The 19,880-nt window shown below is 52.6% G+C and carries 21 protein-coding genes and 1 pseudogene; 12 read left to right on the top strand and 10 right to left on the bottom strand.

What is annotated here, in order from left to right; all coding sequences use genetic code 11:
• Positions 1 to 46 precede the first annotated feature (46 nt).
• The gene (locus tag Q354_RS0114195) at positions 47 to 814 is read left to right on the top strand and encodes an SDR family NAD(P)-dependent oxidoreductase (protein ID WP_027858184.1); all 768 of its coding nucleotides are present in this window, start codon (positions 47 to 49) and stop codon (positions 812 to 814) included.
• Between the two features lie 79 nt (positions 815 to 893).
• Here the strand turns inward: Q354_RS0114195 and Q354_RS0114200 are convergent, their stop codons facing one another.
• From Q354_RS0114200 to Q354_RS0114220, 5 genes are all read right to left on the bottom strand, one after another.
• Positions 894 to 1,619, bottom strand: coding sequence for an amino acid ABC transporter ATP-binding protein (locus tag Q354_RS0114200; protein WP_027858185.1), 726 nt, complete (start codon positions 1,617 to 1,619; stop codon positions 894 to 896).
• Between the two features lie 19 nt (positions 1,620 to 1,638).
• Positions 1,639 to 2,586, bottom strand: coding sequence for an amino acid ABC transporter permease (locus tag Q354_RS0114205; protein ID WP_027858186.1), 948 nt, complete (start codon positions 2,584 to 2,586; stop codon positions 1,639 to 1,641).
• A gap of 64 nt (positions 2,587 to 2,650) precedes the next feature.
• Positions 2,651 to 3,457 carry a transporter substrate-binding domain-containing protein gene (locus tag Q354_RS0114210; RefSeq protein ID WP_027858187.1) on the bottom strand — a complete coding sequence of 269 codons (807 nt, stop codon included), beginning with the start codon at positions 3,455 to 3,457 and terminating at the stop codon, positions 2,651 to 2,653.
• A gap of 158 nt (positions 3,458 to 3,615) precedes the next feature.
• Complete coding sequence (gene ctlX / locus Q354_RS0114215) at positions 3,616 to 4,563, bottom strand: citrulline utilization hydrolase CtlX (RefSeq protein WP_027858188.1); 948 nt, start codon at positions 4,561 to 4,563, stop codon at positions 3,616 to 3,618.
• A 3-nt stretch (positions 4,564 to 4,566) separates the two neighbouring features.
• Positions 4,567 to 5,619, bottom strand: coding sequence for an ornithine cyclodeaminase (locus tag Q354_RS0114220; protein WP_027858189.1), 1,053 nt, complete (start codon positions 5,617 to 5,619; stop codon positions 4,567 to 4,569).
• Positions 5,620 to 5,741: 122 nt separating this feature from the next.
• Here Q354_RS0114220 and Q354_RS0114225 point away from each other — a divergent pair, with 122 nt between their 5' ends.
• Together Q354_RS0114225 and Q354_RS25885 are read left to right on the top strand one after the other, a co-directional pair.
• Positions 5,742 to 6,194, top strand: a complete 453-nt coding sequence (locus tag Q354_RS0114225; RefSeq protein ID WP_027858190.1) for an Lrp/AsnC family transcriptional regulator — start codon at positions 5,742 to 5,744, stop codon at positions 6,192 to 6,194.
• Between the two features lie 490 nt (positions 6,195 to 6,684).
• A complete protein-coding gene (locus Q354_RS25885) occupies positions 6,685 to 7,572 on the top strand; it encodes a DMT family transporter (RefSeq protein WP_211252265.1) in 888 nt (295 codons plus the stop codon).
• 49 nt (positions 7,573 to 7,621) lie between these two features.
• On the opposite strand, the gene Q354_RS0114240 is transcribed toward Q354_RS25885, so the two are convergent.
• Genes Q354_RS0114240 through Q354_RS0114250 form a run of 3 tightly spaced genes read right to left on the bottom strand, consistent with a single transcriptional unit; the run spans position 7,622 to position 9,924 of the window.
• Positions 7,622 to 8,524 carry an MBL fold metallo-hydrolase gene (locus Q354_RS0114240; RefSeq protein WP_027858191.1) on the bottom strand — a complete coding sequence of 301 codons (903 nt, stop codon included), beginning with the start codon at positions 8,522 to 8,524 and terminating at the stop codon, positions 7,622 to 7,624.
• Positions 8,525 to 8,552: 28 nt separating this feature from the next.
• Positions 8,553 to 9,320 (bottom strand): glutathione S-transferase family protein, encoded by a 768-nt coding sequence (locus Q354_RS0114245; RefSeq protein WP_027858192.1) that lies wholly within the window; start codon positions 9,318 to 9,320, stop codon positions 8,553 to 8,555.
• A gap of 37 nt (positions 9,321 to 9,357) precedes the next feature.
• Positions 9,358 to 9,924, bottom strand: a complete 567-nt coding sequence (locus Q354_RS0114250; RefSeq protein WP_027858193.1) for a cytochrome b — start codon at positions 9,922 to 9,924, stop codon at positions 9,358 to 9,360.
• Between the two features lie 130 nt (positions 9,925 to 10,054).
• On the opposite strand from Q354_RS0114250, the gene Q354_RS0114255 reads away from it, so the two are divergent.
• The 6 genes from Q354_RS0114255 to Q354_RS0114285 all read left to right on the top strand — a co-directional run bounded on the left by Q354_RS0114255 (position 10,055) and on the right by Q354_RS0114285 (position 15,785).
• Positions 10,055 to 10,942, top strand: coding sequence for a LysR family transcriptional regulator (locus Q354_RS0114255; RefSeq protein ID WP_027858194.1), 888 nt, complete (start codon positions 10,055 to 10,057; stop codon positions 10,940 to 10,942).
• A gap of 831 nt (positions 10,943 to 11,773) precedes the next feature.
• Positions 11,774 to 12,148 (top strand): DMT family transporter, encoded by a 375-nt coding sequence (locus Q354_RS0114265; protein ID WP_027858195.1) that lies wholly within the window; start codon positions 11,774 to 11,776, stop codon positions 12,146 to 12,148.
• A complete protein-coding gene (locus Q354_RS25890) occupies positions 12,129 to 13,082 on the top strand; it encodes a 2-hydroxyacid dehydrogenase (protein WP_051560155.1) in 954 nt (317 codons plus the stop codon). Before Q354_RS0114265 ends, Q354_RS25890 begins: the two co-directional genes overlap by 20 nt.
• Before the next feature lie 47 nt (positions 13,083 to 13,129).
• Complete coding sequence (locus tag Q354_RS0114275) at positions 13,130 to 13,870, top strand: class II aldolase/adducin family protein (RefSeq protein WP_027858196.1); 741 nt, start codon at positions 13,130 to 13,132, stop codon at positions 13,868 to 13,870.
• 64 nt (positions 13,871 to 13,934) lie between these two features.
• Positions 13,935 to 14,828 (top strand): NAD(P)-dependent oxidoreductase, encoded by an 894-nt coding sequence (locus tag Q354_RS0114280; protein ID WP_027858197.1) that lies wholly within the window; start codon positions 13,935 to 13,937, stop codon positions 14,826 to 14,828.
• An 81-nt stretch (positions 14,829 to 14,909) separates the two neighbouring features.
• Positions 14,910 to 15,785, top strand: a complete 876-nt coding sequence (locus Q354_RS0114285; RefSeq protein WP_156948358.1) for a LysR family transcriptional regulator — start codon at positions 14,910 to 14,912, stop codon at positions 15,783 to 15,785.
• A 289-nt stretch (positions 15,786 to 16,074) separates the two neighbouring features.
• Here the strand turns inward: Q354_RS0114285 and Q354_RS0114290 are convergent, their stop codons facing one another.
• On the bottom strand, positions 16,075 to 16,458 hold the full coding sequence (locus tag Q354_RS0114290) for an enolase C-terminal domain-like protein (RefSeq protein WP_027858199.1): 384 nt from the start codon (positions 16,456 to 16,458) through the stop codon (positions 16,075 to 16,077).
• A gap of 457 nt (positions 16,459 to 16,915) precedes the next feature.
• Between Q354_RS0114290 and Q354_RS0114295 the strand changes: the two genes are divergently transcribed.
• Entirely contained in the window at positions 16,916 to 17,881 is a 966-nt protein-coding gene (locus tag Q354_RS0114295; RefSeq protein ID WP_027858200.1) for an ABC transporter substrate-binding protein, read from the top strand.
• A 754-nt stretch (positions 17,882 to 18,635) separates the two neighbouring features.
• Positions 18,636 to 19,343: a hypothetical protein gene (locus Q354_RS0114300; protein ID WP_027858201.1), complete on the top strand. Its 708-nt coding sequence runs from the start codon at positions 18,636 to 18,638 to the stop codon at positions 19,341 to 19,343.
• Positions 19,344 to 19,440: 97 nt separating this feature from the next.
• Here the strand turns inward: Q354_RS0114300 and Q354_RS28280 are convergent.
• Positions 19,441 to 19,593 (bottom strand): annotated as a pseudogene (locus Q354_RS28280) (IS256 family transposase); the annotation flags it as partial.
• A gap of 45 nt (positions 19,594 to 19,638) precedes the next feature.
• On the opposite strand from Q354_RS28280, the gene Q354_RS29005 reads away from it, so the two are divergent.
• The coding region (locus Q354_RS29005) for a leucine zipper domain-containing protein (protein ID WP_156948360.1) at positions 19,639 to 19,880 on the top strand (242 nt) is incomplete at its 3' end.

A 19,880-nucleotide genomic window follows, 5' to 3' on the forward strand; every position in this document is an offset into this window, starting at 1 on the left:
ACAGTCTGCAGACGTATTCTGCCTCCACCAGACAGGAGGTATCAATATGAACTCAGCAGACAAAACTATCGCACTCATTGTCGGCGGCTCCAGTGGTATTGGATATGCTACCGCGAAACAACTCGCAGCAAAGAATATAGAAACCGTGATTGTCGGGCGGAATCCAGAGAAACTGGAGTCAGCCTATCAGGCGCTTTCAGCTTTAGCACCCAGTCAATATATCGAAGCAGATCTTTATACGGATTCAGGTCTACAGGCGGTAATAAGCTTTGTGCAGGAAAACAAAGGCCATATTAAATATCTGGTTAATGCTGCAGGGTATTTCAATCCCCTGCCATTTCTTGAGCATGGTCACGACGATTACGAACAATACCAACAGTTAAACCGGGCGCTGTTTTTTATATCCCAGGCGGTAGCGCGCAATATGCAAACCCAGGGAGGAGGCTCAATCGTCAACATCGGTTCGATGTGGGCGAAACAGGCAATCAAGGCCACACCCTCATCCGCCTACTCGATGGCCAAGGCAGGACTGCATGCACTGACGCAGCATATGGCGATGGAACTGGCCGAAGCCGGTATCCGCGTCAATGCCGTCTCTCCGGCCGTGGTCAAAACCCCGATCTATGAGGAGTTTATCCCGCAAGAGAGTATTGATGAGCAGTTGGCGGGGTTCGACGGCTTTCATCCGATTGGCCGTATCGGCACCGCCGAAGATGTTGCCAGCAGCATCAGCTTCTTGTTGAGCGATGAGGCCAGTTGGGTCACCGGGGCTATCTGGGATGTGGATGGTGGCGTTATTGCTGGCAGGAACTGAACCGGCGGGCCATGCCCGAAGCTAGCCGTGGAATAAGACAGAGGGTTGCCAGACAACCCTCTGTCTTGAGGTGGAAGCGTTACAGTATCATCGACAGGAACTGTTGCAGGCGTGGATTGCTCGGGTTATCGAAGAACGCTTCCGGCGTTTCATCCACCAGCAGCTGGCCGTCTTCCATAAACAGCACCCGATCTGCGACCTCTCTGGCAAAGCCCATCTCATGGGTCACCACCACCATGGTCATGCCATCGGCAGCCAGGCTCTTCATCACGTCCAGCACCTCCCCGACCATTTCCGGGTCCAGGGCCGAAGTTGGCTCGTCAAACAGCATGATGTTGGGCTTCATCGCCAGGGCCCGGGCAATAGCCACACGTTGCTGCTGACCGCCGGAGAGATTGCTGGGGTAGTTGGCCATCCGCTGTTGAAGGCCTACCTTAGTCAGCAATTCCATCGCCTGGCGCTCAACATCGGCCTTATTGCGTTTGGCTACCTTGATCGGTGCCAGCATCACATTGCCCAATGCATCCATATGCGGGAACAGGTTGAAGCCCTGGAAAACCATACCAACCTCTTCGCGCAGCTGATTGATATCGGTTTTCTTATCGTACATATCGGTGCCATCAATACTGATGGAACCACCGTTGATGGTTTCGAGCTGGTTCAGGGTTCGCAGGAAAGTGGACTTGCCAGATCCGGACGGCCCGACGATCACCACCACTTCACCGCGCCTGACAGTTGCCGACACTTTCTTCAGCGCGTGGCATCCATTGGGGTAGATCTTCTCGACGTTCTTCGCAATGATCATGTCATTGCCCTGATAATCTCTAGTCACTTGCGGCTAACCTCTTTTCCAAACGTTGAACACCCCAGGACAGACTGCTGGTCAGCACCAGATACAGTAAGGCCACGGTAAACCAGACTTCGAAAGGCGCGAAACTACCCGCGACAACCTCCCTGCCCGCTTTGGTCAGGTCGGTAATGGCGATAACAGAGACCAGCGACGAGTCCTTGATCAGGTTGATAAACTGGCCGGCCAGCGGCGGCAACACTCGCTTGAACGCCTGAGGCAGAATCACGTAGCGCATCGCCTGGATATAGGTCATTCCCACCGAGCGGGCTGCCTCCATCTGTCCCTTGGGGATCGACTGAATACCGCCGCGGGTAATCTCTGCAACATAGGCGCCGGAGAAGACGGCCAGAGCAATAACACCGGCAGTAAAGCGGTCCAGGTCCAGCACCGTGCCGATAAAGAAGTAGAAGATAAAGATCTGTACCAGCAATGGCGTGCCGCGGATGATCTCAACGTAGGTGATCGCCAGGTTACGTAGCGCTACATTAGAAGATACCCGCATCAGGCCGAAGATCAGGCCTAAAATGATCGCCAGTATCAGTGAATAGATCGATATCTCAATGGTGACCACCAGGCCTTTCAGCAACGGCCCCATCTGCCAGTTGGGCTGACTTGCCAGCTGCTCACCCTCGAAGACCAGGTCTCCCTCGCCAACGCTCAACTCCGGATACGCCGACAGGTTCAGAATCTCGTCACCCGCGTCTGTACGCAGCACCAGATCTCCTGTGGCATTTGCAGAAATGGTGCCCTCCTCCGAGGCAAAGACCGGCAGCGGGTCGGTGTTAATCAGGTAAGGCTTAACGACCTGCCAGTTCCAGTTGTAGTTGATATGGCTACTGCTGCTCTGGATCAGCAGCGCCATCCCCAGTAGCACGGCGATAAACACCCCGTGCCAAAACCATCTGTTCGATTGCGCAAACATTCAGCTCTCTCTCTGTTGTAATTATCGAAGAACGCGGCCGGAGGACCGACCGCCGCCGAATGGCTTACTGCACCTGGCTCAGCCAGGCATCGCTCTTAAACCACTTGTTGTAGATACGCTGGTAGGTCCCGTCGCCCTTGATCTGGCTGAGGTAGTTGTTGAGGAAGTTGAGGAAATCAGTGTCGCCTCGTCGCACCGCCCAGCCCAGGGGCTCATGGGTGAATGGCTTGTCGAGATGGGTTACCGCCCCCTGGTGCCGTGAGGCATAAATGGCGTTGTATGGCATGTCATAGACAAAGGCATCCGCTTTGCCGCTTGCCAGTTCCAGCACGGCATCTGTCTCGGTTTCAAACAGGTTTACAGTCGCCTTAGGCAGCAGCCTCTTAACGGCTGCGTCACCGGTCGTGCCCAGCTTCGTCACCACCCTGTATTTCGGGTCATTCAGGTCACGGTAGTTTTTGATGGTGCCATTGAGTTTTGGCGACAGCAGAATGGACTGCCCCACTACGATATAAGGTTCGGCAAAACTCACTTTCATGTTGCGCTGCGCGGTCACCGTCATGCCCGCCATGATGATGTGGCACTTGCCGGTCTGAAGCGATGGGATAATTCCGTCCCAGGCCGTATTCACCGGCACGTATTTAACCCCCATCGCCGATGCCATTTTTTTGCCCAGATCGATATCAAATCCCATGAACTTGCCCGCTTTGGACTTCATTTCAAAAGGCATGTAACCGGCATCAAAGCAGACTTTCAGTTCGCCAGAAGCACTGATCTCATCCAGCGTGGACTGACCCGCATCGGCGGCCAGCGCTGCGGTGGATAGAAAGATGCCAAAGCCTGAGGCCAGTAATTTGGATGCTTTATTCATTTTGAGCTCCGTATCTATTTATTATTTTCAGTGCCTGGTTTTCAGGCCAAAAAGCGCACTATTTCTTTCAGGCCTCATCTGTCGTGTAACCTATGTAGATGCCCGGCCCCTTAGCCCTCCAGGGCCGTTGCTTACACAAGCCACGATCAAAACCTGAATCAGCGTGTCGCCAGATGGATACCCGCCAGCATGCAGCGCACTGAACCACCGGCAAGCTCGATGGTCGGGATATCGAGCACCACGAAGCTGACATATTGCTGCAGGCGTTTGCGCTGCAACTCGTTCAGGGCATTAAAAGCGGTGCGGGATAGCGCCAGCAGGCGTCCATTGGGTGATGCCAGCTCCAGCACGTTGCCGGCGAACTGATCGATCTGTTCCTGGCTCAGTTCAATCACATCGCGTCCGGATGCTTTGAGGCGATCAACCACCGCCTGGCGGCGCGGCTCGTCGCTGATCAGTTCGGTACCGACCATGGCGAACTCGGTGCCGACGCTCATCATCACGTTGGTGTGATAGACCGACTGACTGTTGCGATCTGCGGTGGTAAAGGCCATCGGCTCGTAGTTGAAATGGGTACAGAATCGCTCCAACGCGATCTCGTTGGCACGATTGGATTTGGCGGTATAAGCCACACGCTCAATGTGATCCAGCACCATGGCGCCAGTACCTTCGAGGAAGATCTGATCCTGCTCCAGGCCGGAATAGTCGATCACATCCTGGACATAGCAACGTTGCTTCAGCGCCTCGATAACATCGCTACGCCGCTCCAGACGCCGGTTGTTGGAATACATCGGATAGAGCGCTATATGCCCGCCGGAATGGGTGGAGAACCAGTTGTTCGGAAACACCGAGTCCGGGGTTGCTTCACCTTCATCGTCGTAGAGGAAGACCTCGACCTGGTGCTCACGCAGCTTTTCCGCGGCGGCCGTTACTTCTTGGTAGGCACGCTGTGAAACCTGGGGCTTTTCTTCGCTGATGGATTGCTTTTGGTAGGCATTGTCCTCAGCCGTATCCGGATTGGGATAGAAACAATGGGGCCGGATCATCACCACTGCGCGTGGAGACTGCACTGAAAGCCGCACCTGATAATTACTGCTTGCCATCATCTGTTATACCGCCACTTTAGCTTTCTGTTGTACGGGCTCATTTGCCAACAGCAGCTGAAAGAGATTTTTCGGGTTATCGAGTTGAGGAATCAGATTGAAGTCGCTACCCAGCTCGCCCTGGCAGGCGTACTCGTGCAGCATCCGCAACGCAGAGTAGTCTTCCAGCGCGAAACCAACAGAATCGAAGACGGTGATCTGCTGCTCCTCGGTACGACCCGGCTGCTCGCCGGCGATGACCCGCCACATCTCGGTCACCTGATGGGAAGCCGGCAGTTGCTGGATATCGCCCTCGATACGAGACTGGGGTTCGTATTCGACAAAGATCTCGGACTGCTCGAGCACCGCCCGCTCCAGCTCGGTTTTGCCCGGACAATCGCCGCCCACTGCGTTGATATGAACGCCCGGAGACACCATGTCCGCGGTCAGGATGGTGGCCAGCCGCTTGTCCGCGGTGACGGTGGTAATAATGTCTGCCCCCTCACAGGCCTCTGCCGCCGATGGGCAGATCTCCACCTTGAGGTCCGGGTAACCGCTCAGGTTAGCCTTGAGTTTCTCACTGGCCGCAGGATCCACATCGAAGCAACGCAGCTCGGTAATTCCCAGCTGCGAATGGAATGCCAGCGCCTGGAATTCACTCTGGGAACCGTTACCGATAAGTGCCATCGAGGTAGAGCCCGGACGCGCCAGGTACTTGGCAGCCATCACTGAGGTCGCCGCTGTGCGCAGTGCGGTTACCAGAGTCAGTTCACTCAGCAGCAGCGGGTAACCGGTGCCGACATCAGCCAGCACGCCAAAGGCCATTACCGTTGGCAGCAACTGCTGAGGGTTGTTGGGATGTCCGTTGACATACTTGAAGGAGTACAGCTTGTCGTCCGCAATCGGCATCAGCTCGATAACGCCGACCTCGCTATGGGCGGCCAGGCGGGCAGACTTATCAAACTCGCCCCAACGCAGGTAATCCTGCTCCAGGTAGCCCACCAGTTTTGACATTAGTTCGGTGGCTGACCGACGGCGTATAAAGTGGCTTAGAGATGCAACATCAATGAAATGGGTCATGGTCTTGTTTTCGTTAGTTCATTGAGGAAGCACCATTATCTGGAGTAGCAAAGCTACAAATAAGTGATAAACTTTGACTAAATGCTAAATAAACTGTCGATTTGATAAGACTGGATTACATAATGTCAGAAATAGATCATCTGGACCGCCAACTCATCAGCCTGCTGCGAACAGACGCCAGAAGCTCCGTGGCCTCCCTGGCCAAGGCGATCGGTACCTCAAGAGCCACAGTACAGAACCGCATGAGTCGGCTGGAAAAGCAGGGCGTGATCACCGGCTACACGGTGCTGCTCAGCAGTGAGAGCGACGAGGCACTATCCAGAGTACGGGCGATGATGAGTATCAAGATTGAAGGTAATTGCTCGATGAAGATTCGCGAGAAACTGAGCCAGGAACCCGCAGTCCTGGCGTATCACTCCACTAACGGGCGCTGGGACCTGGTGGTAGAGTTGCAGGCCAATAGCCTGGAGGCATTCGATAAGGTACTGGGCAGAATCAGAACGATAGCGGGTATCGCAGCCTCAGAGACCAGTATTCTGCTGTCATCGAAACGCTTTGGTTCAAACAATATCTAGGCAGCCAATCCATCTGGCACTGCGGCTACGTCACAAAGCGAGTTAGAACTGCAGCTAACCTTGGCCCCGTGCTCTGCAAAGGGACACGGCCAACCCTCGCTTTTCATTTCTTTTAGCACTGCAAGTGCTTTAAAAGTGCTATTGCAGCTTTTCGGAAGCACCCTTGATACCGCCTTCGTCAACAACCCCTTTGAAGGTTTTCAGTCCGATTATTTCCATACTGTTCGCTTTTTATGAACTAAATTCCATGAAAGATTCATAATTCACGGTAGCAAAAATATTACCGAAACGATCACCTCAACATCTAAGACGAGATTCCTCACTATCCCCCGCAAAATTTACCTACCTGTATCTGTTTCAAGACGCTGATCAATACTAATCTGGGCTGGCCTTATCTGCCGTACCGCATTGGTGGCAGACATCAAATCACAACCCTGTCACCGTCATTGATAGATGGACTGACCTGCAGCTAACCGGAAGGAGAACACCGTTGGACAACACCCGAGGCAGCCTTTTTATGATCCTCGCCATGGCCGCGTTTGCCGTGGAGGATATGTTTATCAAAGCCGCCTCGGTGAATATGCCAACCGGACTGGTGCTTGCACTGTTTGGCTTGGGCGGAACGCTGCTGTTTATGCTGCTTACCAAACAACGGGGCGAGCAGATCATCCATCCGGCACTGCTATCCAAACCGATTTTGTTGCGCGCGGTCTCCGAAATCACGGGCCGATTGTTCTACACCCTCGCAATCACACTTACCCCGCTTTCCAGTGCTTCGGCAATCCTGCAGGCCACGCCATTGGTGGTCGTGATGGGTGCGGCATTGCTGTTCGGTGAACGCGTTGGCCTTAAGCGTTGGCTGGCGATTCTGGTGGGCTTCGTGGGTGTGTTGATGATTATCCGTCCTGGGCTGGAAGGTTTTACGCCCGCATCGATCTTTGCGGTGATCGGTACGTTGGGCTTTGCCGGAAGAGATCTGGCGACCCGTGCAGCACCACCAGTGTTATCCAATATGCAGCTGGGTGTGTACGGTTTCTTTGTGTTGATCCCAACCGGGTTTGCCCTGCTGATCTATTCCGGTGAAGCGATCTCATTTGATCCAGGCGCATCCGTGCAGATTCTTGGCTCAATCATCTTTGGTGTGATCGCCTACAACGCGCTAACCATCGCCATGCGTACCGGCGATGTGTCGGTGGTCACGCCGTTCCGCTACACCCGTCTGATCTTTGCATTAATTCTGGGTATCTTTGTCTTTGGCGAACGTCCGGATCTGATGACATTGATGGGGGGACTGCTGATTGTGGTCAGTGGCGGCTCTACCCTGCTGAGAAATCGACGCGCTATCCGATCTGCTGCATTAGCTAAAAAGGCGCATTGAGAGTCCAATGCGCCTTTTGATTTGTGCCAGTTTCAGATACTACTCCTGATCACCAGCCCATGTGGTAATACGCCCAGATACGTTCGATGTTCATCGGCAACCAGATGTCGTAGTTGCGCCAGTGTTCGTATTTCGGCAGTTTGACCATTTCGCGCAGCTTGTCCGGGCTATGCACGCCTTCATCCATCGCCTTCTTCACCGCCGCCATCAGATCTTCCAGGTATTCACGCTGCTCTCTTACCACGGATACTGTATCGATCGCCGGCTCGGTGTGAGGACCGTGTGCAGTGATAACGTAGTCCGCATCCAGTTGCTCGATCTCTTTTAGCGAGCGCACCCATTCATCCGGCCAGAAGTCTGGCATGATGCGGAACGCCACACGGCGCGGGGTCACGATGTCGACCACAAACAGAATCTTCTCTTTCGGCAAACGCATCACAATCAGGCTGTCACCGTGGTTCGGACCGAAGTACTGAAGTTCCAGCGTACGACCGCCCAACTCCAGCGTGTAAGAGTCATCAAAGGTGATATCCGGCAGTGGAATAACCGGGCTTGGATGGTCCTTCATCTCCTTCACAAAATTGGTGTGGCTGATAAATTTTGCACCCTCGTCCTTGAAGATATTGCCGCCCGAGATGTGGTCATGGTGGTTGTGACTGTAGACCACATACTTCACCGGCTTGTCGGTCACCTTACGGATCTCTTCGCGCAGCAGCTTCGCCGCTTTTGGATTAAGCGGATCGGTCACGATCACACCCTCGTCGGTAACGATGAAGATATTGCGGTATACCCACCAACGGAACACATAGAGCCCGTCACTGATCTGCTTCACGCTGTGGCCAAACGCCTGACCACCCATCGGTTCGCTTACCGGATAATTGGAAGACGCAAATGTAAGCGTCGATATCATCAGGCCCACAACCATCAGGGCTCGCGTAAATAGAGTTTTCATCGATCTGTCTCCTGCCTCTTATTTGGAATTATTTATCCCACCACTGGTTCTGAACCTGGGCCTGGGTGTAGCTTCGGCGTTTTTGCATCCGCTGGTAGTAATCACCAATCGCCGGATATTCCGAGCCATCAATCCAGTCGGTATAACCAAGCAGATCAAGCCGTGAGAGCACCACCGTCCAGATCACGTCCGCCAGCGAATAACACTCGCCCAGCAGATACTCACCCTGGTGCAACCGCTCCTCTGCAATATCCAGCGCCTCCTGTGCTTCGCGCTCCATACGCGCCACATGAAACGCATCCACCCGGAACTGCTTACTCTTTTCAGAACGCTCCGCGCAGGTCAGGTAGTTGTCCTTCAGCTCAGGATGTTCTTCCGAAAGCCGAAGTGATTTCTGAATTCGTCGATCCAGAATACGGCCTGACTTCTCCATCGATGGATGCCGCGCATAACTCAGGATCTGAAGGTCGATGGTGTCCGCCAGATCAACCAACTGCTCCATCTGGATTTGATCTTGCGCGTCCTGCGGTAACAAAGGATTCCCGTCAGGTAACGTGGCGATAAAACGGATGATCCGTGCCGAATCGGTAATCACCTCTTCATTGCCGTTATCGAACTCCAGGGTAGGCACCACCCCGTTTGGATTGAGCTTCAGATACCACGGGTCCAACTGTTCCTGGGCACGTATGATGTCGATCTCACGCCCGGCCCATACCAATCCTTTCTCTTCCAGCGCCAGCCGCACTTTCATGGAACATACTGACAATGGATGGTGATGAAGCTTTATCGAATACACCTTGTTACTCCTCTTTTTATGTCTCGCTAAATCCGGATCACACCCGTGGTTTCAGGGAAGTCATGCGTGGCAGTACGTCCGCTTTTGGATCGTCCAGGTAGCGGTGTTTCAAAGCACCCGCCACGTGCAGAATAATCGCGCCCATCAACGCATACACCATTGCCACATGTGCCTGTTTTGCCAGACCTGCCATCTCTGGGTTCTTGGCAATCACCATCGGAAACTCAACCAGACCAAACAGGCTCACCGGGAAACCGGAGAAGTTCGACATCGCCATACCACTGAACGGAACCGCCAGCATCAGGATGTACAGCAGTGCGGTGATTGTGCGGGACAGTTGTTTCTCCCAGCCGGACAACACCTCAGGCAGCTGCGGCCGGGCACTGATGCGGCTCCAGATCACGCGGAACACCGCTAACTGCATAAAGATCGCACCAAAGGATTTGTGCATCCCCATCAGTTGCAATCGACTCGGATCGGCTTTATCGAGACCCGTCATATAGCTGCCAACCACCACCAGCGTCAACAGCATCAATGCCATCCCCCAATGAAGGACCTTGGTGACTGCGCCGTACTTAAACTCTGCATCGCGAATACCCGTCATAACTCACCTCTCTTATCTAAACTGGTCGCACTTAGGTCATGCTTGAGACCTGATAAGACAAGCTTATTGTTTTCTTAAAGATCGATATACGCGCTACAATTCAACACATTGTTAACTCAGAAATACCAATATGAACTTCTTAACACTGATGGAAACATTCGCGGTGGTCGTAGAAACGGGCAGTTTCACCGCTGCGGCGGAACAGCTCGGTCTGTCAAAGGCGTTTGTGAGCAAGCAGGTCTCTGCGCTTGAGAAGGAACTGGGTACACGGCTGTTGTACCGTACGACACGGAAACTCAGTTTGTCGGAAGAAGGCACGCGGCTGTACAACCATTGTCAGCTCATCATGCGCGAAGCACAGAATGCGCGCGCCGAGATTATCGATAGCCAGAGCACGCCGCGTGGCCGGATCAATATCACCATTCCGCAGAGTTTGATCATCTCGGGTGTAGGTTCACTGCTCCTGGACTTTCAGGCGCAATATCCGGATATCGAACTAAATGTAATCGCCAGTGGGCGCGTAGAAGATCTGGTAGAGAAAGGGATCGATATCGCGCTGCGGGTTGGGCAACTGGAAGACTCCACGCTGATCTCGCGTAAGCTTGCCGACTGCAGCTTTCAGGTGGTCGCCGCCCCCACCTACCTGAAGCGCAACGGCGAACCCACTGAGCCCGCCGACCTAACCCACCACAACTGTCTGATTTACGGTGAATCCAAATCGAACCGTAACTGGCCATTTCAGCTCAAAGATGGCGAATTCATCACCATCAAGGTCAAAGGCAATCTGACCTGCAACGATGGTACGCTGATCTACAACGCTGTATTGAACGGCCAAGGCATCGGCTACGGGCCGAGCTTTTTGTACGAGAAACCGTTAGCGGATGGCAGACTGAAATCACTTCTGTCTGAATTCAGCCAACCGCCGACTGCGATTTCAGCGCTCTATCCCCAAAACAGAAACCTGTCACGACGTGTACGCATACTGCTCGACTACCTCGCTGAACGCCTGAATAGCTGACAAGCTGCTCGCATAGCTCCCACTTCTGGGGGCTGAAAGTCGGCGTCATCATCGTCGTCAGCGTAATTGTTTCTCCCTAAGCAATTTCATGTACAAAACCTACATGTTTAGTCTGGTTATCGATCGTTTACTCGAATGAACTTGTGGGTTCACATCCGATGACGTAGTAGCCAAGATGTCCGGAAAAAACCTCTCCCAACTACCCGCACTGGAAGCCCTGTTCGATAATGTGGCTGATGCCGTATATCTGATCGATCCGGAAACTTCCAATATCGTCTGAGGTAACAACCCAAGCGTGGAAAAGTCTGGGAATGAGCAAAGAGGACATCTTCAAGCCCCCCTGTGTCAGCATAGTTGTCGCCTCTCCTGATTTATCAAGGAGAGTGAACAAATGGCTTGATATCCAACCGAACTGAAAGCCTCGGTTATCCAGAAAATGATGCCACCCAACAATGTACCGATGGCGCAACTGGAACGTGAAACAGGCATCAGCAACGTAACCCTGTACACTATTTTTTAATCCAGACCATTCTGATTATTCGGCCTATTCCCTACAACATTAACTTTAAAACACCCCGAAAAACGTATCGGCACTCTTAAACAAAATCCGATATCAATCTGAGACAGGTTATTTTATTCCTTCATAAAATCTTCAAATAGATTCTGATTTATTCACAACAACAAGATTTGTCCTGACTAAATTCCGTAATAGACCCACCCGCCATTAATCTGATATCGAATTTTTCGATACCCCCCATGGAATATATTCGTTTTACAACTTTCAAGCGGCGGAGGATATTAGCCGGAGAACAAAAACTAAGAGTAAAAGCGATGAGCGGATGGACATTTTTACTGCTGGGAATCGCCTTTGAGGTAGCGGGCACTTACTGCCTGAAGCTATCCCAGGGCTTCAGCAACCTGGTGCCGTCGGTAAGCTGCTTTGTGCTGTTTGCGGTAGCGATATCCCTGATCATCATGGCGGCGAAAACCATCGATGTCAGCATCGTTTATGCGGTCTGGTCCGGCGTTGGCATTGTCATGGTGTCCACCTTTGGCGTGCTGGTTTTCCAGGAACAGATCAGTGCCGCCCGGCTGCTCTTTATCGCGATGATCCTGATCGGTGTTATCGGCCTTCACTCCGTGAGTTCCGTTTCTTCCGATACAACGACCGGCCCGGAGACCTCCCATGTCCATCCTTCTGAATAACAACGGCTACGATAATCGCTCCTGGCTGGAAGCACTGTCCAGGCTGATGCCTGAGCGCAGAATCCATATTTTTCCGGAAATTGACGATATTGAAGCGATTCGGAAAGAGATTGAGTTTGCTGTGGTCTGGGATCATCCCCGCGGCGACCTGATCCGCTATCCCAACCTGCGGGCGATTCTGCTCCTGGGCGCCGGTACTGAAGCGATCGACCAGGAAACTCAGCTGCCCGATGTTCCGGTAGTACGCCTGGTTGATCCGGAAGTATTGAATGATATGGCACTGTACGCGCTCTATTGGGTGATGAATTTCCATCGCCAGTACGATCGCTACCGCGAGCAACAGAGGGATGCCCACTGGCAGCGCCATGAGATCTGCGCCCCTCAGGATTACCGCGTCACCGTGCTGGGCCTTGGCATGGTCGGCCGTACCGTCGCCTCGACACTGGCGCGCAATGGCTACCAACTGTCCGGCTGGGACCGGTTCCCTCAGGAGATCGAAGATGTCCACTGCTTTAGTGGTGACACGCAGCTGGCATCAGCGTTTGCTGATACTGATGTGTTGGTTAACTGCCTGCCGCTGAACGCAGCCACACAACACTTTATCGACCGACACCTGCTGGCGCTGATGCCACAAGGCAGCTACCTGATTAACGTTAGCCGTGGCGCCGTCATCAATGATCAGCATCTGATAGAACAACTGGACAACGGTCACATCGCCCATGCGGTGTTAGACGCCTTCGCCAGTGAGCCGCTGCCACAGGCCAATCCGTTCTGGCATCACAGCAAGGTGACGGTGACCCCCCATATGTCCGGCGCTACTTACGCCCGTTCAGCGGCCAGATTGGTGGCTGACAACATTCAACGGATAGAGAACGGCGCGCAGCCCTTCCCGCTCCACCAGCCAGCAGGGATCAGCAGTGCCCAGGCCTGCTGACCTGTAACAACTTAACAAAAACAAAACGCTTAATTGAGGTATTCGAGATGACAACTGAGCTGACTTTGGAACAGCAACAGGAGCAGGTGCGGATCGATCTGGCCGCCATGTTCCGCCTGACCCATTACTTCGGCTGGGACGATACAATCTGGAATCATATTACCGCGCGGGTTCCCGGTGCCGACCATCACTTCTATATGCACCGTTTCGGTCTTTACTACGACGAGGTGTGCGCTTCTAACCTGATCAAGGTGGATGAGGAAGGCAGAGTGCTGGAAGGGCCAAGCGATGTGAACACGGCCGGATTTATTATCCATGGTGCCATCCACCTGAATGAGACCCACAAAGACAACAAGTTTGTCTTCCACGCCCACCCGAAATCCGCCATTGCCGCCACGGCGTTCAAGGAGCTGCCTTTCCTGGTACAGGACTCCTCCATGCTCTACGGCAAGGTTGGCTTCCATGACTGGGAAGGGCTGTCCGTCGATCCGGATGAGCGTCACCGCATCGCCGAGAATATGGGCAACAACAGCTGCCTGGTGATGCGTAACCACGGCTTCCTTACCGTCGGTGAGACCGCCGGCGAGTGCTTCATGAATATGTATTACCTGATCCGCCTCTGTGAAGTGGCACTTCAGGCCAATGCATCTGGCGCCGAGCTTGATCCAGGCCCGACTCACCTGTGGGAGCTGGCCTCAAAACAGTATGAAGCCTTTTCTCCTGGAATGTACGAATGGCCGGCACTGCTGCGCAAGTGCGATCGCCTGGACCCATCCTACAAACAGTAACTGCCACCCAGCTGCCGCACGCCCCTGAGTAATGCGGCGCTGACAGCCACAGGAATCAGCTGTAATGAATATTGGTTTTATCGGACTGGGCAATATGGGCTCAGGCATGGCGAACAACCTGCTGAGCTACTGCCAGCAGGAGGGTCATCAGTTACAGGTTATCGACCTGAACACCGAGGTGGTTAAGCAGTTTGCCGACAAAGGTGCCCTGGCTGCGGCATCAGTACAGGCGATCGCCCAAAGCTGTGAAGTGATCTTCACCTCACTCCCCAGCTCGGTACAGGTCAACCAGGTTGCCTTCGGCGCTGAGGGCATTCTGGAAAACGCCCAGCCTGGCACTGTGTGGTTTGAGACCAGCACCAATGAGCTGGCAGAGTGGGAGAAGGTACAGGCAGCTGCGCCTGAGGAGATCACCCTGATCGATGCCCCGATAACCGGCGGCGCTGAAGGTGCTGCAGCGGGTACGCTGACAATGCTGATCGGTGCCGAGGAAGAGACCCTGGCCCCGTTCCGGCCGATGCTGGCGGCGATGAGCAAGAAAGCCGTACGGATGGGCCCAAGTGGTGCAGGCTACGTGACCAAGCTCTCCCAGCTGCACCTCAACTACCTGGTTGCACAGGGGATTGGTGAAGCCTTGATGCTCGGCGCTAAAGCCGACCTCGACCTGACGACTCTGCATGAGATCCTGCAGAACAGCTGCGCCCAGAGCTATGTGGTCGATAAGTACATCCCTAAAGTACTGGATGGCAGCTACGACCGCTCCTTTGCCCTGGGACTGGCCACCAAGGATATGCGCCTGATCACCGAACTGGGTAGTCATCTGCAGATCGAGCTGGCACTGGCGAATAAGGTATATGACACCTACCAGGTCGCCACTGAAAAGTACGGCCCGGAGGTGCCCCACCTCAGCGTACTGAAGCTGATCGAGGAAAAGTCAGAGCAACTACTTCGCGCCTGATACAACCAAGCCGGACCCAAAAGTCCGGCTTTTTTCTTCTTAACGCCGGGATGCTCTGATAACGTCTATCAGCAGCCCGGTGTGGCTACTAAGACCAGCAACGCCATGAATATCGAAAACCTGCGCGCCTTCGTCGAGGTGACTGCCACCGGTAGTTTCCAGAAAGCCTCGGAAAATCTGCATATCACCCAGTCCACCGTCAGCGCCCGTATCAAGACCCTGGAAGATCGTCTCAACCGCCAGCTATTCACCCGACTGCCGCAAGGGGTAGCACTGACGGCGGGCGGTAAGAGCTTCTATCGCCATGCGTTGGCGGTTATTCAATCCTGGGAGCGGGCCCAGCAGGAGGTGGCCCTGCCGGAGGGTGCCGAAAGTTCGGTCAGCCTTGGCGTCCCACTTAACTACTGGCACAACACCGCCTGTCGCTGGTTGGCGTGGATGCAACAGCATGCCGCCCATATCGCCCCCCAGTTACAATCGGACTACTCGGTTTTTCTACTACAAAAGCTGCGTGAGGGGCTGCTGGATATGGCAATTGTCTATGAGCCGCAACACTCGCCGGACATAGTGATCCGCCCCTACCAGCGTCAGGAGCTGGTGATGGTGTCCAGCCATCCGCGCGATATTCAGCAGGGACAGGCGGAGGGATATATCTATGTGGATTGGGGCCCCTCCTTCCGCGAGATGCACCGCCAGGCCTATCCGGGGGTACCTCAACACCGTTTATCGGTGGCCCTGGAGATGGTAGCCCTGGAGCATATCCTGCAACGGGGCGGCTCGGGTTATATCTCGATGCAGAACGCAGCGCCTCTACTTGAGAGTGGTCGCTTGTTTCCGGTTAAAGGAGCCACCCAGCTCAGCGTACAGAGTCTCCTGGTCTACTCGAGTATTCGTCAGCAGGAAGAATCGATCCAAACCGCCATCAAGGGCTTGGAAGCCGTTAGAGCTGCGGATTAGTTAATTATTTGGATAACCAGTGAAAACGAGGTGAGTTATTTAAATGACTACCAATAAAAAAGCCCTGATAACAGGGCTAAGGAACCCTTTATACCTAGGAGTAAGATAAAGGGGAAACGCACACACTTTCATATGTGAAAACCAACAAAGATATTATATTTCCAAGACTAATTTTTAGATATCAAATAGTCTTTATAGGAAACACAAAGCAATTTAATCAGACGAAAGTTCAACAACCGCAAAATAAAAAGCCGTGAAAATAATCCACGGCTTTCGCGAACAATCAGTCTTACTTTGAAAGATGCTGGTTAATAAAGTCGTAATCGACGCTAAAGCCTAAACCTGGTCCTTCTGGCATCAGAGTATCGATGGCCCCGGCATCGAGAATGTCTTTCATACCAAAGCGTGTGAAGTCAGTCTCGCCACTGGCGACAGGGATATTGATCGCATCCAGTACACGGGCATGGCCCTTCAGGTCGTGGGCAGGCACTGGCTCTTCAAACCAGCCGATATCGTAGGGCTCAAGCATACGTGCCAAGCGGATCGCCTGCCGCGGCGTCAGCGCCTGGTTGGCACCGGTGAGAATCCCGATCTCATCTCCAATAGCGTCCCGCACTGCAGCTGCACGCGCCCCATCCTCTGCCGGATTGGGTTTACCAAGGCGGAATTTCAACCTGACAGGTATTCAGATTAACTATTTTCACACATTCACCTACTTTCAGAACTGACTCGAAAGCTAACCAGTGTTGGCAAGCGCAATCCTTTAGAAGCTAGATAGCTTCTCTTGTTTTTTATCTCATCTGCCCCGCAGACTTCGACCTCGTTACTTACAGTAAGCCATATGTTCAGGCCAGGTAAAAGTCGAAAACGCTTTAATTTTTTTCAGTTCTATATAAACGGATTTTATAGACGAGTCCAAAACGGGCCAAACCAGACACCAGATCATAAAAACCATTAAAGAAGTTTTTAAAAACTATAAATTAACAATTGAAGCGTGATGACTTTAGTATGAAATCATTCGATGAAATACGCCTAAGACATATTTTATCGCAGCTGTCTCTAGCTCGAACCTACGTGATAGAAGATGGCGACAGTTCCCAAACCTGAAAAATAAAAAGACGGGGAAACCTATGAAAAAGTCTATCCTGGCTCTCAGCCTTGCCGGCGCAGCTATCTTCTCTACCACTGCCCAGGCAGAGTGCGGCGAAGTCAGTATCACTGAAATGAACTGGGCCTCCGGCGCCGTCGTCACCTCGGTCGCCAAATTTCTGATGGAGCAAGGCTACGGTTGCACGGTTCAGAAAGTACCGTCCTCTACTGTGCCATCCGTCACCTCTGTGGCCGAGACCGGCAAGCCGGACATCCTCACCGAGCTGTGGCTGACCTCAGTACCGATGTATAAGAAGCTGGAAGATGAAGGCAAGGTAATCACCGCGACCAACGTTATTGCCGATGGCGGCAAGGACTCATGGCTGGTACCCAAATACCTGGTTGATAAGCACCCTGAGTTGAAGACCATTGAAGGGGTGTTGGCCAACCCGCAACTGGTGGGCGGACGTTTCCATAACGCTCCCGATGGCTGGGGCATCCGGATCAAGAACGACAACCTGATCAAAGCGTTCGACTTTGCCGGGCATAAGATGAATGTCTTCAACCACGGCTCAGGCGAAACCTTGGCGGCGTCCATCGCCTCAGCTTACCAATCAAAGCAGCCTTGGTTCGGTTACTACTGGGCACCGACGTCTGTACTAGGTAAGTACGAGATGGTAGCAGTGGATATGGGTAACTTTGATAAAGCCAGCCATGACTGTATCCAAGACACAGAATGCGCCAATCCTGGCAAGACCTCCCTACCAAGCGCTACCGTCATCACCGCGGTTACGCGTGACCTCGCCAACCGCGAGCCGCAGATCTACGAGCTGATGAGCAATATGAGCTTCACCAGTGCCGAGATGAGTCGCCTGCTTGCCTGGCAGGAGAAGAACAAAGCCTCTGCCGAAGAAACCGCCGTGCACTTTATTACCCAATACGGCGATACCTGGTCTGGTTGGATCGATGACGAGGCCCGTCAGAAGCTCTCATCATTGCTGAAATAATATGAACGTTTCGGGAGCAGCCCTGCTCCCGAACCACCGCGATGGCAACACGCCACTCCCCTCGCTGCCTTTGTGCATTCCTGCCTGCTTTCTGTACTGGCAAGTCATCACGATCCGAGTCCCGGGTTAGCGGCCCTCCCCGGTAAAATACGCTTCCCACACGACTAACCACACACCTCTTATTCAGTGTTGCTTCAGCGTCTCCAGACAAAAACGGAACCGTTCCGGCAAGCCATTTACCTTTCGTGTGTATGGGAAGGCCACATATCCAGTATAAGGTGTCCACTTTCGGCACAAAGCGGCCACTTATGTATCCTGCCTAAGCCGGGGCAGTGCTTTTCGTAGTCCTTCCAAGGTCCTGCTCCAGCCGATACGCTGTTTCCAAAGCTTGCCGTCGATCCCGATGCTGTAGCATTCAATCCGCGAGGTGGGATATAGTTCAAAGCGGTGGGTAACCGGAGTACCCGAATTAAAATCTGTGATCTCGATCACCCTGCGAAGTGCAGGCAGTTCAGGCTGGTATGTATCAGGATGATGACCACGCTCCTCAAGTCTTTTCCCTTATTCTCCCGCTCACGCGCTCGCCATGCGATCGACTTGATCCTGGTACTTCCGTGTTCTGCGGTACATAAAAATTACCCATCCTTGGATAATGAATTTGGAACCTTGCAAGGTAGCGAAGCTTGCACGGTCCAACTATTAAAGTGTTAGGTTTTACAATCATTCTGCATAGGTGCGATAGAAAAGGAGAATAATGTTGCAGTCAACATATAGCGATAAAAGTGAGCATGCGTTCGTGTTGCATGATAATGATTTACGAAAACTATGGCAAAAACTAGAGGCTTACGGTTGCTCTGTAACAGCAACTGTTAAGTTCAGCGATAAAGTTGAAAGAAAGATTACCAACATTGAAGACCTATTAAGCTTTGAAAATTCGAAAAAAAGATCAATTCAAAGTATTAAGTTCCAATCTCACTCAGAACATGGTCACAATAGGACTAGTATCGAATTTGATAGTTCTATTTATCGAACAATAACGGTTAGCTCAAGTGGTGATGATGAGCTAGTAACTAAAGTAAGTGATGAACTTACAGAATTTACGTCCGGCATTAAACCGTGGTATTCATCAGTAAGCCGCCTAGATGTTTTTTGGCTGATTTTCGTTCCATTCGTTCTGGCATTTATGTTCGCTGATATGATGCATGCCTCAAGCGCTGAAGATGTTGCTCTCACATTCAAACAAAGTGCAACAGCTATCGGTGCAATCGCTGCAATTGGGCTGGGGCTTTACTTGTCTCATAAATTACTAAGCACTTGGAAAAACTACTTATTTCCAATCGCCAGTTTTGCGATAGGTCAAGGGGCTAAAAGGTACAAAACACAAGATCAGTTCAGATTTACTGCCGTCATTGGTTTTATTGTGTCAATAGCTGCATCTTTGTTTGTTGGCTTCTTTAGCTAATAACCTCCTCAGTACCCACATCTAGCTGTGGGTACTGAGGAGGTTGTTCACATCGGCTAAATTCGGAGGGTGTTCATAGTTCTGTGTCATCCGAGTTTTACAGATCGATGTATTCGTCGATCCGGCCTTCGAAGTGGATGCTCAACTGAGACAGTGTCAGATTCCAGTTTTGCACGGGGTGCGTCCACTTCTCCGAGGCTTTCAACATACCGGCATAGAGCAGTTTGAGTAAAGTCGTTTCATTGGCGAATTGAGATGCTGGTTATCGCCAAACAAACAACATCCGATAGCCGACATGAACAACCCCCACAAGAATGCCCGAACGACTTACCATAATCGAGTCCTAATCATTGATCGTGTCCTGAATGAAGGCCGATCAGTCCACTCTGTGGCAGCTGATTTCGGTATCAGTGCACGTACCGTCTATAAATGGTTAGCCCGCTTTGAGGAGCACGGATACGCAGGACTGCATTCAGCGTCCAGTCGCCCCCATAGCAGCCCTTACCAATTGCCTGATAGCTGGATCGAATGCATCCG

Source organism: Marinobacterium jannaschii DSM 6295 (genome assembly GCF_000620085.1).
Lineage (GTDB): Bacteria > Pseudomonadota > Gammaproteobacteria > Pseudomonadales > Balneatricaceae > Pontibacterium > Pontibacterium jannaschii.